The following is a 19,666-nucleotide window of genomic DNA, read 5'->3' as shown; positions in this document are numbered from 1 at the left end:
AGGCGTGACGGCCTCGCCGGGTGGCAAGGCCGAAAGAGTGGCTTAGTGGCCGGGGAATTTAACCAGGCTGTAGCTCTCAACGCCCATGGCATTAAGACGCGTTTCTCCGGTCAGATCGAACAGATTAATAATGAAAGCCGCGTCTTTAACTTCACCGCCTGCACGACGAATCAGTTTAACGGTCGCTTCAATCGTCCCGCCGGTCGCCAGCAGGTCGTCAACCACCAGCACCAGATCGCCTGGCTGGATGGCATCTTTGTGCAATTCCAGCTTATCGGTGCCGTACTCCAGCTCATAGGATTCGCTGTAGACTTCACGGGGCAGTTTGCCGGGCTTACGCACCGGAACAAAACCGACGCCGAGGCCTAACGCCACCGGTGCACCAAACAGGAAACCACGCGCTTCCGTCCCCACCACCTTAGTGATGCCTTTATTACGGTAACGCTCAACCAGCAGCGCAATCGACGCGGCATAGGCTTTGGGATCTTCCAGCAGGCTGGTGACATCGCGGAACAGGATGCCTGGCTTAGGATAATCGGGAATGCTTTTAATGCTGTTTTTAATGAATTCAAGCTGCTGCGCAGTGTCGGTCATAATGATACGCCTGGTAAAAAATTCTGTTTCGCGCAGCTTCAAAAGCGCTAATACCTGATAACAGGCTCAGCGGAAGTCAATTCACAAAGGGAAGCCACGCACGAAGACGCCCAAATCTAAGCAAATGACCGGCTAAATGCAACTTTATCGCGGCGGCGGCGGTGCGTCCGCTGCTTCTGCCACCACCGGAATACGCCACATAAACAGCAGCAGCGCCGCCAGCATGATCAGCAGCATGATGCGTACCCAGAGCTGATGCACCAGGAAGAGTGAGAGACTAAAGGTTGCGACTATCAGGCAGATAGCGCGTACTTTAGTCCCTGGCGGCATCGCGCGATGCTGCTGCCAGTGACGCAGATAGCGGCCAAATGGCGATTTCCACAGCAGCCAGTGATGAAAACGCGGCGATGAACGGGCAAAACACCAGGCCGCCAGCAGCATGAATGGTGTGGTAGGTAATAAAGGTAATACAATGCCCAGCGTCCCCAGCACAATCGCCAGCCAGCCGAGGGTTAATAACAGAATGCGTTGCATGAATGCCGCCCAACTCTTTCCTCATCAGCGTACGTTAGCACAATTGAGCGTCACGCGATGAGTGCGATCGCCATACAACAGCGCCTGCAACAGCTCCTTATCGCCTTGCGGCAGGAGCTTGCCTGCCATTCAGATGGGGTTTGCCGTCTGCCACGTTTTGATACTCAGCTGTTTCGCACCAAAGGCACGCGGCTGGCTGATTACCTGCTGGAAGTGGAACAGAGTTTTGCCCGGCTGTGCGACAGCAGCCACGATCTGGCCCGCAGTGCGTGGCTGGCTGAACGCCTGGTCGATCAGATTGCCGCCCTGCAACGTGAGGCGAGTACGCAACAGCTGCGTACCCGACGCGAACAGCCCATCAGGAACCCACGCGCCGCAAAATATCAGGAGTACCGTGAATTTGAACGGCGTTTGCTGGCAATGATCGATCAGCGTGAGCAGAGACTGGCGCTGGCCGAAACGCTGGCGGTACAGCATCAGCTGAAACAGGATCTGGAAACGTTAGAGCAGCGACTGGCACGCTGTCGGCAGGCGATTCGCTCTGTCGAATGGGCCTCTTCGTTGCGCGGCAGCGAATAAAGCGCAGCGTGACAAAAGCGCTCCTATACTGGGTGTGATTCGGCGCGGAGAAGAACCATGGCTTTACTTGTGTGGCTGTTAAGCGGTTTACTGCTGGGGTTGCTGAAGCGTCTGCTGATGCCGGGACCACCGGGCGGCCTGGTTGCTACCCTGACGCTGTCGATGATCGGTGCACTGATTGGCGGCTATATCGCCACCTATTTTGAACTGGGCACCCTGGCAACGCTGCATATTGGCGCACTGGGCATGGCGATTCTCGGTGCATTAGTGATGCTGCTGGTCGCGGCCCGACTACGTATTTAGGAGAAGAGATGTCACTGGAAAATGCCCCTGACGACGTCAAACTGGCAGTTGATCTGATTCAGCTACTGGAAGAGCATCAACTGCCGGTAGAAACCGTGCTCTCAGCGCTGGCCATGGTGCAGCGCGATTTCGAAAACAAGCGTGATCGCCCATCGGCTTAGTGGTGGGCAGTCAGCGTCGGACTGAGGCGCAGCATATCGATAAAGGCATTGACCAGCGTCGGCGCGTCTCCGGCTAAATCAAAACTGTCCGGCGCAAACAGCCAGCTTTCCATCATACCGTTGACGTAACCGCGCAGGATAAGAGCGGCCTGACGCGTGCTGAGACTGCCAGGAAGTTGTCCGGCTTCGATACACTGGCGCAGGACATCTTCAATTTTGTCGTAGCACTCCAGCAGTAAGCTCTGCTGCATATTCTTCAGCGCCGACATTTCGCCCACAAATTCACATTTGTGGAAAATGATCTCCATCAAGGCGCGGCGCTGCGGATCCTTTGCTGTCGCGTCAAAGATATAGACCAGCATCGCTCGCAACACAGAGAGTGGATCGCCAGGGTATTTTGTCTGATACTCAAGTTCCACATCGTCCAGACCAGCATCACAACGAAGCCATATTTCATGTAATACATCGGCTTTATTTTTGAAGTGCCAGTAGATGGCCCCTCGCGTGACGCTGGCAGCGGTTGCAATATCCGCCAGAGAAGTGGCTGAAACGCCCTGCTGCGAAAACAGAACAATGGCGGCATCAAGAATTTGATGTCGCGTTTCAAGTGCTTGCGCTTTGGTTTTTCGTGCCATAAGGGGCTTTTTTTACAAACAGGTAAGTTTACATACATTTGCGAATGTATGTACCATAGCATGACCTGCGACTTGACACAGCAATGGGTTTTTCAGTTTGTGATCCATTGACCAATTGATATCGGACACTAGAGGTTTATTTATGAATAAAATCAGAGGATTATCGCCTCTGGCGGCCGTCCTGATGCTATCAGGCAGCTTTTTGTTAACAGGATGTGACAACAATAAATCCGAACAAGCCGCCCAGCAACCGCCAGCAGTGGGGGTTGTAACACTGAAAACTGAACCCCTGAAAATCTCGACTGAATTACCTGGCCGCACCTCGGCATATCGTGTCGCCGAAGTCCGTCCGCAGGTTTCCGGTATCATTCTGAAGCGTAACTTTGTTGAAGGCAGCGATGTCAAAGCGGGTCAGTCTCTTTATCAGATCGATCCTGCTACCTATCAGGCCGCCTATGACAGCGCCAAAGGTGACTTAACTCAGGCGCAGGCCAATGCACGCATCGCTCAGCTGACCGTCAAACGTTATAAGCCTTTACTCGGCACCAAATATATCAGTCAGCAGGATTACGACACCGCCGTTGCCACGGCCGCGCAAAACGATGCTGCGGTTCAGGTAGCAAAAGCCAATGTAGAAACGGCCCGCATTAACCTGGCTTATACCAAAGTCACCTCGCCTATCAGTGGCCGCATCGGCAAATCGTCAGTAACGGAAGGTGCGCTGGTACAAAACGCGCAAACCACCGCTCTGGCCACTGTGCAGCAACTTGACCCGATGTATGTCGACGTCACCCAGTCGAGCGAAGATTTCATGCGCTTACGTTCAGAACTGGAGTCGGGTCAGCTGAAGCAGAACGATGGCAAAGCCAACGTGACCCTGCTGATGCAGAACGGCAACAGCTATCCACAGACAGGTACGCTGGAGTTCTCTGACGTTACCGTTGATGAAACCACGGGTTCTATCACCCTGCGCGCCATTGTCCCGAACCCGAACCATGCGCTGTTACCGGGCATGTTTGTTCGCGCTCGTCTGGATGAAGGTACCAATCCTAATGCGTTGCTGGTTCCGCAACAGGCGGTAGCCCGCACCCCAACGGGTCAGGCAACGGTCATGGTGGTAGGTGCAGATAACAAAGTGGAAGCTCGTCAGGTCACCACCTCTCAGGCGATTGGCGACAAGTGGTTAGTCACCGACGGTGTTAAAGCGGGTGAACGTGTGATCAGCACGGGTCTGCAGCGAGCCAAGCCGGGCGCACAGGTTACCCCACAAGAAGTCTCAGACGATGCGAAAGCGGCACCCGATTCAAAGCCGCAGTCTGACAAGTCATCGTCATAACAGGAGCCGTTGATTCATGGCTAAGTTCTTTATCGATCGGCCCATCTTTGCGTGGGTGCTCGCCATCATCATTATGCTGGTCGGTGCGCTATCGATTCTCAAACTTCCGATTGAGCAATATCCCAATGTTGCACCGCCGGCGATTGAGATTCAGGCCACCTACCCTGGTGCAGATGCTAAAACGCTGCAGGACTCGGTGACCCAGGTCATCGAACAAAATATGAACGGCATTGATGGACTGATGTATATGTCCTCAAGCAGCGACTCATCCGGTACGCTGACCCTGACGATCTCCTTTGAGTCAGGAACAGATGCCGATATCGCGCAGGTTCAGGTGCAGAACAAACTGCAGCTGGCGACGCCGCTGTTACCGCAGGAAGTACAGCAACAGGGGATTCAGGTTAAGAAATCTTCCAGTAGCTTCCTGATGGTAGCGGGCTTCATCAGCGACGATGACAATATGACGCAGAATGATATTTCTGACTTTATTTCATCGTCCATCAAAGATCCGATCAGCCGTACCAAAGGCGTGGGTGATACCCAGGTATTCGGTGCGCAGTACGCGATGCGTATCTGGATGGATCCGCACAAGCTGAACAACTACAACCTGACGCCGGTTGATGTTATCAGCGCCCTGAATACGCAGAACACCCAGGTCGCTGCCGGTCAGTTGGGCGGTACGCCTCCGGTTCCGGGACAGCAGCTTAACGCCTCTATCATTGCGCAAACCCGTCTCACCTCTACCGATGAATTCGGCAAAATCCTGCTGAAAGTGAATGAAGATGGTTCTCAGGTTCGTCTGCGTGATGTGGCAAGGATTGAACTTGGCGCGGAAAACTACGAAATCGTTGCCCGTTATAACGGCAAGCCTGCGTCCGGTATCGGTATCAAGCTGGCCACCGGTGCGAATGCGCTGGATACCGCCAATGCGGTGAAAGAAGAACTGGCCAAATTGCAGCCGACGTTCCCGGCCGGTTTGAAAGTGGTCTATCCGTATGACACCACGCCTTTCGTTAAAATCTCGATTTTCGAAGTGGTGAAAACGCTGATCGAAGCGATCGTGCTGGTGTTCCTGGTCATGTATCTGTTTCTGCAGAACTTCCGCGCCACGCTCATTCCTACCATCGCGGTCCCTGTGGTATTGCTGGGTACCTTTGCCGTTATCAGCGCTTTTGGCTATTCGATAAACACCCTGACGATGTTCGGGATGGTGCTGGCCATCGGCTTGCTGGTGGATGACGCCATCGTGGTGGTCGAGAACGTTGAGCGCGTGATGGCGGAAGAGGGATTACCGCCAAAAGAAGCGACTAAGCGTTCTATGGAGCAGATCCAGGGCGCACTGGTCGGTATCGCGCTGGTGCTGGCTGCCGTCTTTATTCCGATGGCGTTCTTTGGTGGTTCGACCGGTGTTATCTACCGTCAGTTCTCCATCACTATCGTTTCGGCAATGGCGCTGTCGGTGCTGGTCGCCTTTATTCTGACGCCGGCACTCTGTGCCACCATGCTGAAACCGATTAAAAAAGGCGAGCACGGTAAAACCACCGGTTTCTTCGGCTGGTTCAACCGCATGTTCGACAAAAGCACCAACCACTATGTGGATGGTGTGGGTCACATGGTTCGCAGTACGGGTCGCTATATGGTGATCTATCTGGTGATCGTGGTCGGTATGGCGTTTCTGTTTGTGCGCCTGCCCTCTTCATTCTTACCGGAAGAGGATCAGGGTCTGCTGCTGGCTCAGGCGCAGCTGCCTGCTGGTGCAACCCAGGAGCGTACGCAGAAAGTGCTGGATCAGGTGACGGATTACTTCCTGACCCAGGAGAAAGACACGGTTAAATCGGTGTTTACCGTTAACGGCTTCGGCTTTGCCGGTCGTGGACAGAACACCGGTATCGCCTTCGTCAGTCTCAAGCCGTGGGATGAGCGTACCGGCAGCGACATGAAAGTACCGGCGATTGCTGGCCGTGCCATGCAGGCGCTGGGCGCGATCAAAGATGCAATGGTCATTCCTTTCAACCTGCCAGCCATTATTGAACTGGGTAACGCGACCGGCTTCGACTTTGAGCTGATCGACCAGAATAACCTTGGCCACGATAAGCTGACGGAAGCGCGTAATCAGCTGTTCGGCATGATTGCGCAACATCCTGATACGCTGGTTGGCGTCCGTCCTAACGGGATGGAAGATACGCCACAGTACAAGCTGACGATCGATCAGGAGAAAGCACAGGCCCTGGGCGTATCACTGAGTGATATCAACACCACGCTGGCGGCTTCCTGGGGCGGTTCCTACGTCAATGACTTCATTGACCGCGGTCGCGTGAAGAAAGTTTACGTCATGGGTAAAGCGGACGCCCGCATGCTGCCGGACGACATTGGTAAATGGTACGTGCGCAACAGCAGCGGAACCATGGTGCCCTTCTCTGCCTTCTCGTCAGCGAAATGGCAATATGGCTCACCGCGCCTTGAGCGTTACAACGGTCTGCCTGCGATGGAAATCCTGGGACAGGCTGCGCCAGGCAAAAGCTCGGGTGCGGCAATGGACCTGATGGAAGAGCTGGCGGCGAAACTGCCTGCCGGTATCGGCTATGACTGGACCGGTATGTCCTATCAGGAACGCTTGTCAGGTAACCAGGCCCCTGCGCTCTATGCCATCTCGCTGATTGTGGTCTTCCTGTGTCTCGCCGCACTGTACGAGAGCTGGTCGATTCCATTCTCGGTTATGCTGGTTGTCCCGCTCGGGGTCATTGGTGCACTGATCTTTACCACCCTGCGTGGCCTGAGTAATGACGTCTACTTCGTAGTGGGGTTACTGACAACCATCGGCCTCTCCACCAAGAACGCCATCCTTATCGTCGAATTTGCTAAAGATTTGATGGATAAAGAGGGTAAAGGGCTGATTGAAGCTGCGCTGGAAGCGTGCCGTATGCGTCTGCGTCCTATCCTGATGACGTCACTGGCGTTTATTCTCGGGGTACTGCCGCTGGCGATCAGTACCGGTGCCGGTTCCGGTTCGCAAAACGCCGTAGGTACCGGCGTTATCGGTGGTATGGTCACCGCGACCATACTGGCGATCTTCTTCGTTCCTGTGTTCTTTGTGGTGGTACGCCGCCGCTTTGGCAAGAAAAAAGAAGAATCAGCGAACAGTCATCCGGTTGAGCATAACCAGACTCACTAAGCTGTAAATCATCTGAGGCCGCGCAAGCGGCCTTTTTTTATGCCTGCGATTCAGCCCTTCTCATTTCCTGTTCCCTTGCTTTTCCTGTCTCACGGACAGTTGCAATCCTGGCCTGTGCATCGCATAATATTGTTATAGTATAACATTACATAGGTGTGCATTATGAAAGCAAATATTCATCCTCACTATCGCCACGTGGTCTTCCATGACACATCGGCTGATGTCTGGTTCAAAATCGGATCAACCATCAAAACCGATCGCACCGTGGAGTTCGAAGGCGAAACGCTGCCCTACGTCACCCTGGATGTGTCGTCTGCCTCACATGTGTTCTACACCGGTAAACAGAAAGATTTTGCCAAAGAGGGCAGCACCGCGCGCTTTAACCAGCGTTTCGGGCGCTTTCTTGGAAAGAAATAGAGGTGAGGATCATGCAGGTATTAAGCTCGCTGCGTTCAGCAAAAAATCGCCATCGGGATTGTAAAGTGGTCCGCCGCAAAGGCCGTATTTACGTGATCTGTAAATCGAACCCGCGGTTTAAAGCAGTACAGGGAAGAAAGAAAAAACGCTAGTTTGTGTCGTGATGACTGGCCGGGCTTGCCCGGCCTTTTTTATGCTTAGTGCATGCTCTTCAGCATCGCATTCACGTTGTGTTTAAAAGCCGCCTGATAGGTGGCTGCCGGGCCAGAGGCCGTGGATAACGCTTCCGGATAGAGCTCACCACCCGGCTCTGCCCCGGTGGCGCTGGCAATCTGTTTTACCAGACGCGGGTCGGTCTGGTTCTCAATGAAATAGCGGTTGATGTGCTGCTGCTTCAGTTGGGTGATTAAGTTACCCACGTTGCTGGCACTCGCTTCCGCCTCAGTAGAGAACCCTACCGGCGCAAGGAAAGTCACGCCATATCGCTGTCCAAAATAACCAAACGCATCGTGACTGGTCAGCACTTTACGCTTATCGGCTGGCACAGCGTCAAAGGCGGTTTTTGCCCAGCGATCCAGCGCCTGCAGTTGCTGAATGTAATTCTGTCCACGCTGACGAATGGCCGGAGCATCTTCAGGATCGGCTTTGACCAGCGCATTCATCACGTTGGTCGCGTAGATAACGCCGTTCTGCATGCTGTTCCAGGCGTGAGGATCGGTAACGGTTTTACCCTCCTCCTCCATGCTGCGGGTGGTGACACCGGTTGAGGCGACAACGGGTTGACCGCGATACCCTGAGGCGCTGACCAGCCGATCCATCCACCCTTCCAGTCCCAGTCCGCTGACAAACACCAGATCGGCCTTCGCCAGCGCCTGACTGTCCTGCGGTGTCGGTTCAAAAGTATGTGGATCGCCATTCGGCCCCACCAGGCTTTTAACCTTTACATGATCGCCGCCGACCTGCTTAACGATGTCAGCCAGCACAGTAAAGCTGGCCACGACATCCACCGTTTTGGCCATCGCCAGAGGCGTGGCAAACAGCGCAGCGAGCGCCAGGCTAACCGGTAATTTTTTCATAGATACCCCTTAAGATTAATGGCGGCGTAAAATTCCGCCGCACGGCCCTGTAAGAATGGAGAAAAAAAACAGCATGGCGGCGCTTAGCACCACAGCGGGACCCGCCGGCAATGAGAAGTGCCAGGAGAGCATCAGACCGGCCAGCGCCGAAATCATTGCCATGAAAATGGCGATAACCAGCATTGCGGCGAGATGGCGACTCCAGAAGCGGGCGCTGGCGGCGGGCAACATCATTAAACCCACCGACATCAGGGTGCCCAGCACCTGAAAACCCGCCACCAGATTCAGCACCACCAGCATTAAAAACAGACCATGCACCAGCGGCGCGCTCCATTTTCCCTGCGCACGCAGGAAGTCGCCGTCAAACGCATCGATGACCAGCGGACGATAGATCACCGCCAGCAGAATCAGCGTAAAGGCAGCGATGCCGCCCACCAGCAACAGCGCTGCGTTGTCTACCGCCAGCAGCGAGCCAAACAGAACGTGCAGCAGATCCACGCTTGAGCCGCGTAATGAAACCAGCGTGACGCCCAGCGCCAGTGAACCCAGATAGAACCCGGCAAAACTGGCATCCTCTTTCAGCGGCGTGTAGCGACTGACCGCGCCAGAGAGTAGCGCCACGGCTAAACCTGCGATCAGGCCGCCAACACCCATCGCGACCAGTGACAATCCGGAGATCAGATAGCCAATGGCGGCACCGGGCAGCACCGCGTGTGATAAGGCATCGCCAATCAGGCTCATACGTCGCAGGGAGAGGAATACCCCGAGCGGCGTGGCGCTGACGGCCAGCGCCAGACAGGCCACCAGCGCGCGTCGCATAAAACCAAACTCAATAAAGGGTTGAATGAGAGTCACGGCGCACGACTCCGCAGAGAGGAAGCTGGCAGGCAGGTGCAGTTAACCTCACGTTCATCCATCGACATCACGTTACTGAAGTAGCGCGCCACCAGCGGACGATCGTGCAGCACCACCAGCAGGGTTGTTCCGGCCTGCTGTTGCTGCTCAAGGATCGACATCAGTAGCGTCACCGTCTGGCTGTCAATGCCGTTAAAAGGCTCATCCAGAAGCCAGACCTGGCTGCGCTGCAGCATCAGCCGCGCAAACAATACCCGCTGCAGTTGTCCGCCGGATAACGTCGCGGGCTGCGCATCCGCATAATCACTCATCTGAACCGCTTCCAGCGACTGCCAGATCTCCCGACGCAGTATCCGGTTAATGCCGCCGAACCAGCCGCAGCGTGGCCAGCAGCCAATAGAGACCAGTTCAAATACCGTCAGGGGAAAGCGGGTCTCAAGTTCGGTGCGCTGCGGCAACCAGCCGATATCCCGGCGTGCAACCTGCAGCTCACAGCGCCCGGCTATCGGTGGCAGTAAGCCAGCAATGGTTTTTAACAGGGTTGATTTGCCGCTACCGTTCGCGCCGACCAGCGCGGTCATCGAGCCGGCTGCGAGCTGGCCGGTAATAGCCGGGGTCACAACCTGTCCCTGGTAGCCCGCGCGAAGCGCGTTAAACAGGATCATGCGCTGATCCCCCATTTTATTGCCACAGCAAGCAGCGTGATAAATAGCAGTGCTACTCCCAGCCGCCCGCCCAGTGACATAAGTAATCCACTCTGACGCATTACTTCACCATAATGTTATAACATAACAGTAAAGATACCTGATGTTGCTCTCTGTTGAATGTGGGATTGTGTATCAAAAGATAAATACCACCTGCACGCACTGGCAGACCCGCGCTGGCGGTAAGGCCTGCGGCTGCGTCTGGCAAATCTCAGAAACTGAGAGTTTTGTGCTCAACTGACTTGCAAACCAGTTGCAGAAAACCAATGATAGGTTTATTAACGGTTATAAGTGGAACAGATATGCTGTCACGCATTGAATGTGATATTGCCGCGGGTGAATCGGACTGCGCAAAAATAGCAGAGATTGTTCAGCGGAATATTCTCAAAATAACCGATTTGCTGGTAGGGGATTTACGCTGGTACTCACAAAATGCCCGGTTAGTTCCAGGCAGTTTAAAAATCATTTCGGTTGAATACCAGGATCTGAATAGTTTTAAATTACTTTACGATTTTGACTGGAATTTATTTAGTCCCTGCCTGGATCTAAATGAAACCGTGACGCAGTCAGAACAGGTAAACTTTCACATTAAGCCCGGTGCACTTGAGTTTGATGTGATCGACAATGAGCAACCCTCCCCTGGCGATGAATTGTAATATTTAGTAATGGAGGTGAGCAGAACTAATGGTTTTACACTATCTTTAAGGTATCCCGTTTAATAACTGCCCGAATAATCGCTTCCTGGCCGCGTGATCTTCTCTCGCCGCCCTGCGGCAACTGTGCTAGCTATGGAGGGGAAAAAGATGGACGAATACTCACCGAAACGGCATGATATTGCCCAGCTTAAATACCTTTGTGAGAGTCTGTTTGACGACAGCATGGCAACATTAACCGACAGTCATCATGGCTGGGTTAATGATCCCACTTCTGAAAGCAATCTACAGCTTAACGATTTGATTGAGCATATCGCCTCTTTCACCATGAATTACAAAATTAAGCACGTTGAAGATGAAGCGCTGATTTCGCAAATCGATGAATATCTTGATGATACTTTTATGCTATTCAGCAATTATGGTGTCAATAGTCCGGATCTTCAGCGGTGGCAACGTTCAGCAAAACGCTTATTTAATCTGTTCACTGAAGAGTGCGCTTTTCTCCAGCAACCGAGCCATTCATTATAGTAAAGACATGAGAACGGTTTATTTATGAACAAAACCCTGACTAAAACCGATTATTTGATGCGACTGCGGCGCTGCCGCTCTCTTGATACCCTGGAAAGGGTGATTGAAAAAAATAAGTATGAATTACCGGAAGATGAATTAGCGGTATTTTACTCAGCAGCTGACCATCGCCTGGCGGAACTGACGATGAACAAGCTCTACGATAAAGTCCCGGGTTCAGTATGGAAATTTGTCCGTTAATCTGATCGCTTACGGCTCAGTTTTACCCCAATAAAGTACCGGATAATCCTGCCTGCCGGCAAAGGATCGGCCCAGGCGGGTTTTGCCTGTCTGCAGCTTAGGGGGAGAATATCAAAGGGAGAAAGTGGTGGGGGCCCTGCCAGCTACATCCCGGCACACGCGTCACCTGCTACGGCTGCTTCCTTCCGGATCTGACCGAGTTCACAAGCTAGCATTGCGGGAGAACCAACAGGGCCCCCATTGACAAGCCCTCTTTACGAGAGCGGGGGCATTATCTGGGAAGGAGGTGGCAATTGCAAGCGTAGTCGGGACAACCGTTGTTTTCTTGAACAACCACCGCTTTTACGCTTTCTCCGCCTTTTCCCCGTGCTAAAGTTAAAACCCTTTTTCCTGATGAAATAAGTACATGAATCAGCCAGACACTTTCCAGCAACGCATCTGGCAAATTGTTGCCGCTATTCCGGCTGGCCGCGTCACCACCTATGGCGATGTGGCGCTACTGGCCGGTTCTCCGCGCGCGGCGCGTCAGGTCGGTGGCGTGCTGAGCCGCTTACCCGAGGGCACTACCCTTCCCTGGCATCGCGTCGTAAACCGACACGGCACAATTTCTCTTCAGGGTGACCGTCTGTTGCGGCAGCGGGATGCACTGGAGGCGGAAGGCATAGAGGTGAGTGACGACGGACAGCTCGATCTCGAGACTTATCGCTGGCGAGTTTAGACAGGGAAAAAAGGGCGACTATGTCGCCCCGAAAAGAGTTTACAGACGGGTTGGAGCAGGAACCGCAGCAGACGGCGTCACCTGAGTCGGTGAGGTCGAAGGAACGGTGGTCGCTGCGCCCGGCTGGGTTGGCATCGCCATAGACGGTACCGGTACCAGCAGCAGCTCTGCTTTGGTGCCACCCTGGTTAATCACTGGCTTCACGCCTTCAGTGATAAAGGCCAGTTTACCGTCGATTGAGATAGCTGCGCTTAACAGAATGCGTGCATCAGGCTTGATGTCGGCTGGGTTAAACGGCAGCACGAACTGGAACGGTGCCTGTTTGCCTTCGGTTCGCACCACGCGCTGCGACAGCACTTTTGATGGTGCATCGGCGACGGACGCATCAGAGAGCGTCACGGTTAATACCGCATCCGGCGGCAGCGCAATGCGCTGGCGGATAAAGACTGAACCACTTACGTTAGGCTGCGCAATCGCCGCCGTCTGTCCTGCAACTGCAGAACCCAGAGTTGGCGTTGGCACGGGTTTACTCTTGTCGGCGCATCCTACAACAGCAACCGCCATAACTACTCCACTGAACACATGCCTGAGTTTCATTGATGTCGTCTCCATTTGATCAAAATGATTGTCGGCAGCGAATCCTGCTTACAGCGCTTCACTCGCCGTATGTCCTTAATGTTGGCACAAAAATGAAATTTTGCCTGGCACCGACAATGTAGAAAGTCTGATTGACGTCAACTGGTCCGATCTTTCACACTGAGGAGGTCACTATATTGAGGAATGCGCCATGAGTCAGGCACTGCAAAATCTGCTGAATTTATTAAATCTGGAAAAACTGGAAGAGGGTTTATATCGCGGCCAGAGCGAAGATATTGGCCTTCGTCAGGTGTTTGGCGGTCAGGTGGTGGGTCAGGCGCTGTATGCCGCAAAGCAAACCGTGGCGGAAGATCGCATTATTCACTCTTTTCACAGCTATTTTTTGCGGCCCGGCGATAGTCAGAAAGCGATTATTTACGATGTTGAAACGCTGCGTGATGGCAAAAGTTTCAGTGCCCGGCGGGTCAGTGCCATTCAGAATGGGCAGCCGATTTTTTATATGACCGCCTCGTTCCAGTCACCGGAAAGCGGCTTTGAACATCAGAATCCGATGCCACAGGTGGCGGGGCCAGAGAATCTGTTAACTGAACAGGCGATGGCGCAGAAAATGGCGCATCTGCTGCCAGAAAAGCTACGTGAAAAATTCATTGCTGAGCGTCCGCTGGAGATCCGCCCGGTACAGATTCACAATCCTCTTCGGGGCCATGTGGATAAGCCGGAGCGCCAGGTCTGGATCCGTGCCACCGGCCCACTGCCCGACGATTTACGTATCCATCAGTATCTGCTCGGCTATGCTTCCGATCTCAATTTCCTGCCGGTCGCGCTCCAGCCGCACGGCAAAGGCTTTTTAGAGCCGGACATGCAGGTCGCCACTATCGACCACTCAATGTGGTTCCACCGCCCGTTCGACTTCAGTGAATGGCTGCTCTATAGCGTAGTCAGTACTTCGGCGTCAGGCGCACGGGGTTTTGTCCGGGGCGAGTTCTACAATCAGCAGGGTGTGCTGGTGGCCTCAACGGTTCAGGAAGGGGTGATGCGTCAGCGCAGCGAATAAAAAAAGGGGGCGATTACTCGCCCCCGGTTGATCTTTTCACTGCCCATCCGTTACTGGTTGTAAGCATTCTCGCCGTGGCTGTTTACATCCAGACCTTCACGCTCATGCTCTTCCGGAACGCGCAGACCGACAATCAAATCAGCCAGCTTGAAGCCGATGAAGGCGACAACGCCCGACCAGACGATAGTCAGGCCCACGCTGAAGAGCTGTACCCAGACCTGATGGCCCATAGTGACACCCTCTGCGTAGCCTACGCCGCCCAGTGAAGAGGAGGCAAACACGCCAGTCAGGATACAGCCGACAATGCCGCACACGCCATGCACGCCGAACACATCGCAGGGATCATCCACGCGCAGCCATTTTTTCAGGGTGGTCACGCCCCACAGTCCCGCCAGTCCGCCAACCAGGCCGATAATTAATGCACCGCCGACGCCGACGTAACCACAGGCAGGCGTAATCGCTACCAGCCCGGCAATAAAGCCTGAACAGGCACCCAGCAGCGAAGGCTTACCACGTACCGCCCACTCGCCAAAGGTCCATGACAACACGGCGCCCGCTGTGGCGACAACGGTGTTCAGGAAGGCCAGCGCCGCGATTTCGTTTGCTGCAGAAGCAGAACCGGCGTTGAAACCGAACCAGCCGACATACAGAATGGCGGTGCCGGTGAATACCATTGGCAGGTTATGTGGTTTGAAGGCCTCTTTACCAAAGCCGGCACGTTTGCCCACCAGATAAGCGCCCACCAGACCGGCGACAGCGGCGTTGATATGCACCACGGTGCCGCCAGCAAAGTCCAGCGCGCCATCCTGTGCCAGGAAACCGCCAGCCCACACCATGTGCGCGATAGGCAGGTAAGCCAGGGTCAGCCAGACGCCGACAAAAATCAGTACGGCAGAGAAACGGATGCGTTCTGCGATAGCACCGACAATCAGGCCCACCGTGATACAGGCAAACGAGGCCTGGAACGCGACGTGAATATATTGATAGAAGCTGCCCATGACGGCGGTCAGCTGAATGTTTTTCAGCATCACCCAGTTAAAGCTGCCAAAGAAGGCGTTGCCTTCACTGAACGCCAGTGAATAGCCGTAAACCATCCACAATACGCAGACCAGTGAGAAGGTGACGGCAACCTGGGTCAGCATCGACAGCACGTTTTTACCGCGAATCAAACCACCGTAAAACAGCGCGATACCTGGAATTGACATAAACAGCACCAGCGCGGTGCAAATCATCATAAATGCGTTATCAGCCTTGTCCGCAACGGCAGGCGCAGCCATCGCGAGTGAGGGTAACAGTGCCAGGCTGGTGAGGCCCAACTTAGCGAAAATTTTATTCATTTTTATTCCATCCCATCACAGTACTGAGTCTTTATTACAGAGCGGCTTCGTCGGTCTCGCCGGTACGAATACGGATGACGCGCTGCAGTTCAGCTACGAAAATTTTACCGTCGCCAATTTTGCCGGTGTAAGCCGCTTTACTGATGACATCCACCACTTCGTCTAACTGATCGTCGGCAATAGCGATATCAATTTTGACCTTAGGCAGGAAGTTCACGCTGTACTCTGCGCCACGATAAAGCTCTGCATGGCCCTTCTGACGGCCAAAACCTTTCACTTCGGAGACGGTCAGTCCCTGAATGCCGATAGAGGATAAAGCTTCACGTACATCCTCCAGCTTGAATGGCTTAATTACGACGGTAACCAGCTTCATTGGATCCCCTCCAGCGAGTAAATAGGTAACGTTTACGGACACGCAGGGATATAAGCAAAGCCTGTGCCAGAGTGTGAAAATGACGGTAATACGTTGTTCAGGCGAGACGCGACAAGGGATGCTTTAAAGAGGATGGGAAACAGAGAGGCCGTACAGGGGAAATTGCAGCGGAGGGCTGCACTCCTTTGGTGCTTCAGGCGTCAAAGGAGTGCATTTATACAGATTAATCTGATAAAGGTGCGCAAAAAAGGTGCAACTCAGCCTTCAGTTGTTACAGCGACGCCCGATACCAGATCTTCACCTGCCTGCTGCAGCTGATACATCTGCCAGTAACGTCCCTGCATCGCCAGCAGTTGCTGATGCGTACCCTGCTCAACCACACGACCACGATGCAGCACCAGAATCTTGTCTGCTTCAATAATCGTTGAGAGGCGGTGAGCAATCACCACCAGCGTGCTGTGCTGGCGCAGCGTCTCAAGCGTCTGCTGAATGGCCTGCTCGGTGCCGGAATCAATATTGGCCGTCGCTTCGTCGAGGATCAGTATCTGCGGCAGATCAACCAGCACCCGGGCCAGTGCCAGCAGCTGCTTCTGCCCGACCGACAGATTATTGCCCTGCTCGCCCAGCCGGGTATGTATTCCCTCCGGCAACGCATGCGCCAGCGGAGCCAGCTGCACCTGTTCCAGCACCGTCCAGACGGCCTCTTCGCTGATGTCGCGTCCCAGCCGCACATTCGCCAGCAGCGTATCGGCCAGCACCACCGGATCCTGCTGCACCATCGCGATACCGCGCCGCAGCACGGCATGGCTCAGGTCACTAATGGGTCGATCATCAATGCGGATCTCGCCACGCGTTACCGGGTAGTAACCCATTAACAGGTTCGCCAGCGTGCTTTTACCGCTGCCGGTATGTCCCACCAGCGCCACAAACTCGCGTGGGGCAACCTCAAGATTGATATCACTGAGCACATCGCGGTTTTCACGGTAGGCAAAGCTCAGATTGTTCAGGGTGATACGACCTGAAGCCAGCGGTTGCTGATCGGCACCATACTGCTGCTGTGCGGCATCCATCAGTTCGAAAATACGCTCACCTGAAACTACCGCCTGCTGCAGCATCGATTGCTGAGTGGTCAGCTCAATCAGCGGCTCATTCAGACGCCCCAGATAGGTAATAAAGGCATAGAGTACCCCCACTTCAAACACGCCAGGCATCGAGAAACTAAACAGGATCAGCAGCCCACACAACACCATCGCTGAAAACAGGCTCAACAGCGGACGCAGCAGAAAACCATCCAGACGCAGCGTTTCCATACGCGCCAGATAGTGAGAGCGGCTCGCTTCGCCCATTCGCTCACCAAATCGCGCCTGCTGACGAAACTGCTGGATCACGCTCATACCGCTGATCACTTCGTTAAAGCCATTATTGATGTCTGCCAGATAGCTGCGAACCCGACGGGCAATGGGCGTGCTGTAACGCTGATAGATGAACATCACCACCAGTACCAGCGGAAAGATCATCATCGCCACCAGCGCCATGCGCCAGTCAAGGCTGAACATCGCCACCATCATGGCGCCGACCAGTGCGGCACTGCGCAACACGGTTGAAACCACCGTGACGTAGAGATCGCGGATGACTTCGGTGTCGTTAGTCACGCGTGAAATAATCTGCCCGACCGGCTGGGTATCAAAGGCACTCAGCGGCTGACAGAGTGCGGCATTCATCACGTCACTGCGTAACCGCTGTACCACACCGATAGCGGCTCGGTTAAACAACAGCGCCTGCCAGTAGTGCAGCCCGGCGGCCAGCAGCTGTAGCAGGATAAAACTGACTACCAGTCCTGCGACCACTCCCCAGGGCATCTGATGTTTCGCCACCAGGTTGTCGATAAAATAGCTGACCAGAACCGGTCCGGTCACTTCCGCCGCGGCAGCGATCCACAGCATCCCTACCGCCAGCGACAGGGATTTGCGCCACGGCTTACCGTAGCTCAGCAGACGCTTCAGGGTAGGCCACAAGCGTGCAGACTTAGCCATGCGGCACTCCTTTCTCATTTTCATCATCATCCAGCGCCGCTTCCAGTTGCTGGTAACGGTACATGTCCCGATACCAGCCAGCACTGCCGGTCAGGGCGTCGTGGTCGCCCCGCTGCGCCACTCTGCCCTGCTGCAGGACCAGGATTTCACTGGCTTCCGTCAGCGCCGATAAGCGGTGCGCGCTGATAATCAGCGTGCGTCCCTGCCCCCAGATGCGCAGGTTATGCAGGATTTCGTGTTCGGTACGGCCATCGACCGCGGAAAGCGCGTCGTCCAGAATCAGGATTTCCGCATTCAGCAGCAGCGCCCGGGCAATCGAAAGACGCTGCTTCTGTCCACCCGACAGCATCACACCGCGCTCCCCGACTTCCGTTTCATAGCCCTGCGGCAAACGCAGGATATCGTCATGAACGCAGGCCAGCGTGGCGGCATGCTCAATCTCCTGCTGGGTTGCGCCCGGTTTTCCCAGCGCAATATTGTTCGCCACGCTGTCTGAGAACAGGAATGGTGTCTGGCTGACCACGGCCAGACGGCTGCGCCAGCTGTCCAGCCGCAATTGCGGCAGCGGGATCTGATGATAACGGATGTCGCCCTGCTGAATATCAAAGTGGCGCTGAATCAGGCTAAGCAGCGTACTTTTGCCACTGCCGGTTGGTCCGCACAGCCCCAGCATCTCGCCGGGTTTCAGCTGGAAGCTGACATCGCTTAAGACCGGACCCACGCTGGCCGGATAGTTAAAGGCACGAATCGCGACCTGCAGCGTGCCCGGTTCAGATGGCAGTGACTTATCGCCGTCTTCCACCGCTGGCGCTTCCGCCAGCAGCGCGCCGATGCGGCTCCAGGCGGCGCTGCCGCGTTCAACAATATTAAACATCCACGCCAGCGCCAGCATCGGCCAGATCATCAGGCCGAGATACATCACAAAGCTGGTGAGCTGCCCCAGCGTCATCTCTCCATGCCAGACCAGCCAGCTGCCGCCACCAATCGCCAGCAGGTTTGAGAAGCCGATAGCGATATAGATAGTGGGGTCGAAACGGGCATCGACCCGCGCCACGCGCAGGTTTTTTTCACCGGTATCGCGGGCGATATCGGAAAATTGCTGCGACTGATGCTGTTCAAGGCCAAAGGATTTAATCATCCGGATGCTGGTCAGGCTCTCCTGCGTCTGATCGTTGAGACTGGAGAAGGCGGCCTGTGCCAGCTTAAAGCGATGGTGCAGTTGATTACCGTAGCGATGGATCACGATGGCCATAATGGGCATCGGCACCAGCGCAAGCAGCGTCAGCTGCCAGCTGATCTGCGTGCTCATTACCAGCAGCACCACGCAGCCCATGACCAGCGAGTCGACCAGCGTCAGAACCCCTTCCCCGGCCGCAAACACCACCCGATCCACGTCGTTGGTGGCGCGCGCAATCAGGTCGCCGGTGCGGTGACGCAGATAAAATGCCGGTTGCTGACGACTCAGCTGGCGATAGAAATCTTCGCGCAGCTCAACCGCCAGCTGGTAGGAGGCACCAAACAGCAGCACGCGCCAGACATAGCGCAGCAGATAGACCACCACCGCCGTTGCCAGCATGATCCCAATCCACATCATGATGCGGCTGGTGCTCATGTTGTCACGCGTTACGCCATCGACAATCACCCCGACCACATGCGGTGGCAGCAGCTGCAGAATAGCAATAACAATCAGCAGGAGGACCGCGCCCAGATAGCGCCGCCACTCCCGCAGAAAATACCAACTTAATTGACTGAATAATCGCACAACGC

23 protein-coding genes and 1 other RNA gene are annotated in these 19,666 nt (G+C 54.7%); 12 read left to right on the top strand and 12 right to left on the bottom strand.

Features of this window, described 5'->3' with window-relative positions; genetic code table 11:
• Nucleotides 1–42: 42 nt before the first annotated feature.
• Entirely contained in the window at nucleotides 43–594 is a 552-nt protein-coding gene (apt, locus tag AC6I8B_RS04840) for an adenine phosphoribosyltransferase (RefSeq protein ID WP_010671221.1), read from the bottom strand.
• Nucleotides 595–738: 144 nt separating this feature from the next.
• Nucleotides 739–1,128 (bottom strand): DUF454 family protein, encoded by a 390-nt coding sequence (locus AC6I8B_RS04835; RefSeq protein WP_157351655.1) that lies wholly within the window; start codon nucleotides 1,126–1,128, stop codon nucleotides 739–741.
• A gap of 57 nt (nucleotides 1,129–1,185) precedes the next feature.
• On the opposite strand from AC6I8B_RS04835, the gene priC reads away from it, so the two are divergent.
• The 3 genes from priC to rsmS are packed head-to-tail and all read left to right on the top strand — an operon-like array spanning nucleotide 1,186 to nucleotide 2,171.
• A complete protein-coding gene (priC, locus tag AC6I8B_RS04830; RefSeq protein ID WP_157351653.1) occupies nucleotides 1,186–1,707 on the top strand; it encodes a primosomal replication protein PriC in 522 nt (173 codons plus the stop codon).
• Nucleotides 1,708–1,764: 57 nt separating this feature from the next.
• Nucleotides 1,765–2,010 carry a GlsB/YeaQ/YmgE family stress response membrane protein gene (locus AC6I8B_RS04825; protein ID WP_022626108.1) on the top strand — a complete coding sequence of 82 codons (246 nt, stop codon included), beginning with the start codon at nucleotides 1,765–1,767 and terminating at the stop codon, nucleotides 2,008–2,010.
• Between the two features lie 8 nt (nucleotides 2,011–2,018).
• Nucleotides 2,019–2,171, top strand: a complete 153-nt coding sequence (gene rsmS, locus AC6I8B_RS04820; RefSeq protein WP_010255907.1) for a pleiotropic regulatory protein RsmS — start codon at nucleotides 2,019–2,021, stop codon at nucleotides 2,169–2,171.
• Here rsmS and acrR read toward each other — a convergent pair.
• A complete protein-coding gene (gene acrR, locus AC6I8B_RS04815) occupies nucleotides 2,168–2,806 on the bottom strand; it encodes a multidrug efflux transporter transcriptional repressor AcrR (RefSeq protein WP_010255906.1) in 639 nt (212 codons plus the stop codon). The two genes, rsmS and acrR, sit on opposite strands and share 4 nt — an antisense overlap.
• A 142-nt stretch (nucleotides 2,807–2,948) precedes the next feature.
• Here acrR and AC6I8B_RS04810 point away from each other — a divergent pair, with 142 nt between their 5' ends.
• The 4 genes from AC6I8B_RS04810 (at nucleotide 2,949) to ykgO (ending at nucleotide 7,883) form a co-directional block, all read left to right on the top strand.
• Nucleotides 2,949–4,142 (top strand): efflux RND transporter periplasmic adaptor subunit, encoded by a 1,194-nt coding sequence (locus tag AC6I8B_RS04810; RefSeq protein WP_010255904.1) that lies wholly within the window; start codon nucleotides 2,949–2,951, stop codon nucleotides 4,140–4,142.
• 16 nt (nucleotides 4,143–4,158) lie between these two features.
• On the top strand, nucleotides 4,159–7,314 hold the full coding sequence (locus AC6I8B_RS04805; RefSeq protein WP_010255902.1) for a multidrug efflux RND transporter permease subunit AcrB: 3,156 nt from the start codon (nucleotides 4,159–4,161) through the stop codon (nucleotides 7,312–7,314).
• A 162-nt stretch (nucleotides 7,315–7,476) separates the two neighbouring features.
• Nucleotides 7,477–7,731, top strand: a complete 255-nt coding sequence (locus tag AC6I8B_RS04800; RefSeq protein ID WP_010671219.1) for a type B 50S ribosomal protein L31 — start codon at nucleotides 7,477–7,479, stop codon at nucleotides 7,729–7,731.
• Between the two features lie 11 nt (nucleotides 7,732–7,742).
• Nucleotides 7,743–7,883 (top strand): type B 50S ribosomal protein L36, encoded by a 141-nt coding sequence (gene ykgO / locus AC6I8B_RS04795; RefSeq protein ID WP_010255896.1) that lies wholly within the window; start codon nucleotides 7,743–7,745, stop codon nucleotides 7,881–7,883.
• Between the two features lie 45 nt (nucleotides 7,884–7,928).
• Here ykgO and AC6I8B_RS04790 read toward each other — a convergent pair whose 3' ends face one another.
• Genes AC6I8B_RS04790 through AC6I8B_RS04780 form a run of 3 tightly spaced genes read right to left on the bottom strand, consistent with a single transcriptional unit; the run spans nucleotide 7,929 to nucleotide 10,327 of the window.
• On the bottom strand, nucleotides 7,929–8,807 hold the full coding sequence (locus AC6I8B_RS04790; protein ID WP_010255893.1) for a metal ABC transporter substrate-binding protein: 879 nt from the start codon (nucleotides 8,805–8,807) through the stop codon (nucleotides 7,929–7,931).
• A gap of 15 nt (nucleotides 8,808–8,822) precedes the next feature.
• Entirely contained in the window at nucleotides 8,823–9,662 is an 840-nt protein-coding gene (locus AC6I8B_RS04785) for a metal ABC transporter permease (protein ID WP_010255890.1), read from the bottom strand.
• A complete protein-coding gene (locus AC6I8B_RS04780) occupies nucleotides 9,659–10,327 on the bottom strand; it encodes a metal ABC transporter ATP-binding protein (protein WP_157351651.1) in 669 nt (222 codons plus the stop codon). Before AC6I8B_RS04780 ends, AC6I8B_RS04785 begins: the two co-directional genes overlap by 4 nt.
• A 341-nt stretch (nucleotides 10,328–10,668) precedes the next feature.
• On the opposite strand from AC6I8B_RS04780, the gene AC6I8B_RS04775 reads away from it, so the two are divergent.
• The 3 genes from AC6I8B_RS04775 to hha all read left to right on the top strand — a co-directional run bounded on the left by AC6I8B_RS04775 (nucleotide 10,669) and on the right by hha (nucleotide 11,787).
• On the top strand, nucleotides 10,669–11,022 hold the full coding sequence (locus AC6I8B_RS04775; protein WP_010255885.1) for a hypothetical protein: 354 nt from the start codon (nucleotides 10,669–10,671) through the stop codon (nucleotides 11,020–11,022).
• A gap of 147 nt (nucleotides 11,023–11,169) precedes the next feature.
• On the top strand, nucleotides 11,170–11,547 hold the full coding sequence (gene tomB / locus AC6I8B_RS04770; protein ID WP_003850455.1) for an Hha toxicity modulator TomB: 378 nt from the start codon (nucleotides 11,170–11,172) through the stop codon (nucleotides 11,545–11,547).
• Nucleotides 11,548–11,571: 24 nt separating this feature from the next.
• Entirely contained in the window at nucleotides 11,572–11,787 is a 216-nt protein-coding gene (hha, locus tag AC6I8B_RS04765; RefSeq protein WP_003850458.1) for a hemolysin expression-modulating protein Hha, read from the top strand.
• Between the two features lie 134 nt (nucleotides 11,788–11,921).
• On the opposite strand, the gene ffs is transcribed toward hha, so the two are convergent.
• Nucleotides 11,922–12,018, bottom strand: an RNA gene (gene ffs, locus AC6I8B_RS04760) — signal recognition particle sRNA small type.
• Nucleotides 12,019–12,193: 175 nt separating this feature from the next.
• Between ffs and AC6I8B_RS04755 the strand changes: the two genes are divergently transcribed.
• Entirely contained in the window at nucleotides 12,194–12,505 is a 312-nt protein-coding gene (locus tag AC6I8B_RS04755; protein ID WP_033756781.1) for an MGMT family protein, read from the top strand.
• A 39-nt stretch (nucleotides 12,506–12,544) separates the two neighbouring features.
• On the opposite strand, the gene AC6I8B_RS04750 is transcribed toward AC6I8B_RS04755, so the two are convergent.
• The gene (locus AC6I8B_RS04750) at nucleotides 12,545–13,102 is read right to left on the bottom strand and encodes a YbaY family lipoprotein (RefSeq protein ID WP_010255881.1); all 558 of its coding nucleotides are present in this window, start codon (nucleotides 13,100–13,102) and stop codon (nucleotides 12,545–12,547) included.
• A gap of 190 nt (nucleotides 13,103–13,292) precedes the next feature.
• Here AC6I8B_RS04750 and tesB point away from each other — a divergent pair, with 190 nt between their 5' ends.
• Entirely contained in the window at nucleotides 13,293–14,156 is an 864-nt protein-coding gene (gene tesB / locus AC6I8B_RS04745) for an acyl-CoA thioesterase II (protein WP_010255880.1), read from the top strand.
• Between the two features lie 50 nt (nucleotides 14,157–14,206).
• Here tesB and amtB read toward each other — a convergent pair whose 3' ends face one another.
• From amtB to AC6I8B_RS04725, 4 genes are all read right to left on the bottom strand, one after another.
• Nucleotides 14,207–15,493 carry an ammonium transporter AmtB gene (amtB, locus tag AC6I8B_RS04740; RefSeq protein WP_010255877.1) on the bottom strand — a complete coding sequence of 429 codons (1,287 nt, stop codon included), beginning with the start codon at nucleotides 15,491–15,493 and terminating at the stop codon, nucleotides 14,207–14,209.
• 34 nt (nucleotides 15,494–15,527) lie between these two features.
• On the bottom strand, nucleotides 15,528–15,866 hold the full coding sequence (glnK, locus tag AC6I8B_RS04735) for a P-II family nitrogen regulator (protein ID WP_003850469.1): 339 nt from the start codon (nucleotides 15,864–15,866) through the stop codon (nucleotides 15,528–15,530).
• 257 nt (nucleotides 15,867–16,123) lie between these two features.
• Entirely contained in the window at nucleotides 16,124–17,899 is a 1,776-nt protein-coding gene (locus AC6I8B_RS04730; RefSeq protein WP_010671215.1) for a SmdB family multidrug efflux ABC transporter permease/ATP-binding protein, read from the bottom strand.
• Nucleotides 17,892–19,661, bottom strand: coding sequence for a SmdA family multidrug ABC transporter permease/ATP-binding protein (locus AC6I8B_RS04725; protein WP_010255867.1), 1,770 nt, complete (start codon nucleotides 19,659–19,661; stop codon nucleotides 17,892–17,894). Before AC6I8B_RS04725 ends, AC6I8B_RS04730 begins: the two co-directional genes overlap by 8 nt.
• Between the last annotated feature and the right edge of the window lie 5 nt (nucleotides 19,662–19,666).

The organism is Pantoea sp. X-Soil-ISGK-285 (assembly GCF_059730815.1).
This window is presented reverse-complemented; position numbering and strand designations above follow the sequence as displayed.

Coding starts and splice junctions, on each gene's coding strand:
- AC6I8B_RS04790 (WP_010255893.1), bottom strand. CDS start 8,807: ATGAAAAAATTACCGGTTAGCCTGGCGCTCGCTGCGCTGTTTGCCACG.
- rsmS (WP_010255907.1), top strand. CDS start 2,019: ATGTCACTGGAAAATGCCCCTGACGACGTCAAACTGGCAGTTGATCTG.
- AC6I8B_RS04825 (WP_022626108.1), top strand. CDS start 1,765: ATGGCTTTACTTGTGTGGCTGTTAAGCGGTTTACTGCTGGGGTTGCTG.
- amtB (WP_010255877.1), bottom strand. CDS start 15,493: ATGAATAAAATTTTCGCTAAGTTGGGCCTCACCAGCCTGGCACTGTTA.
- tomB (WP_003850455.1), top strand. CDS start 11,170: ATGGACGAATACTCACCGAAACGGCATGATATTGCCCAGCTTAAATAC.
- AC6I8B_RS04805 (WP_010255902.1), top strand. CDS start 4,159: ATGGCTAAGTTCTTTATCGATCGGCCCATCTTTGCGTGGGTGCTCGCC.
- AC6I8B_RS04800 (WP_010671219.1), top strand. CDS start 7,477: ATGAAAGCAAATATTCATCCTCACTATCGCCACGTGGTCTTCCATGAC.
- AC6I8B_RS04755 (WP_033756781.1), top strand. CDS start 12,194: ATGAATCAGCCAGACACTTTCCAGCAACGCATCTGGCAAATTGTTGCC.
- AC6I8B_RS04810 (WP_010255904.1), top strand. CDS start 2,949: ATGAATAAAATCAGAGGATTATCGCCTCTGGCGGCCGTCCTGATGCTA.
- priC (WP_157351653.1), top strand. CDS start 1,186: ATGAGTGCGATCGCCATACAACAGCGCCTGCAACAGCTCCTTATCGCC.
- glnK (WP_003850469.1), bottom strand. CDS start 15,866: ATGAAGCTGGTTACCGTCGTAATTAAGCCATTCAAGCTGGAGGATGTA.
- AC6I8B_RS04730 (WP_010671215.1), bottom strand. CDS start 17,899: ATGGCTAAGTCTGCACGCTTGTGGCCTACCCTGAAGCGTCTGCTGAGC.
- ykgO (WP_010255896.1), top strand. CDS start 7,743: ATGCAGGTATTAAGCTCGCTGCGTTCAGCAAAAAATCGCCATCGGGAT.
- tesB (WP_010255880.1), top strand. CDS start 13,293: ATGAGTCAGGCACTGCAAAATCTGCTGAATTTATTAAATCTGGAAAAA.
- acrR (WP_010255906.1), bottom strand. CDS start 2,806: ATGGCACGAAAAACCAAAGCGCAAGCACTTGAAACGCGACATCAAATT.
- AC6I8B_RS04780 (WP_157351651.1), bottom strand. CDS start 10,327: ATGATCCTGTTTAACGCGCTTCGCGCGGGCTACCAGGGACAGGTTGTG.
- hha (WP_003850458.1), top strand. CDS start 11,572: ATGAACAAAACCCTGACTAAAACCGATTATTTGATGCGACTGCGGCGC.
- apt (WP_010671221.1), bottom strand. CDS start 594: ATGACCGACACTGCGCAGCAGCTTGAATTCATTAAAAACAGCATTAAA.
- AC6I8B_RS04775 (WP_010255885.1), top strand. CDS start 10,669: ATGCTGTCACGCATTGAATGTGATATTGCCGCGGGTGAATCGGACTGC.
- AC6I8B_RS04750 (WP_010255881.1), bottom strand. CDS start 13,102: ATGAAACTCAGGCATGTGTTCAGTGGAGTAGTTATGGCGGTTGCTGTT.
- AC6I8B_RS04835 (WP_157351655.1), bottom strand. CDS start 1,128: ATGCAACGCATTCTGTTATTAACCCTCGGCTGGCTGGCGATTGTGCTG.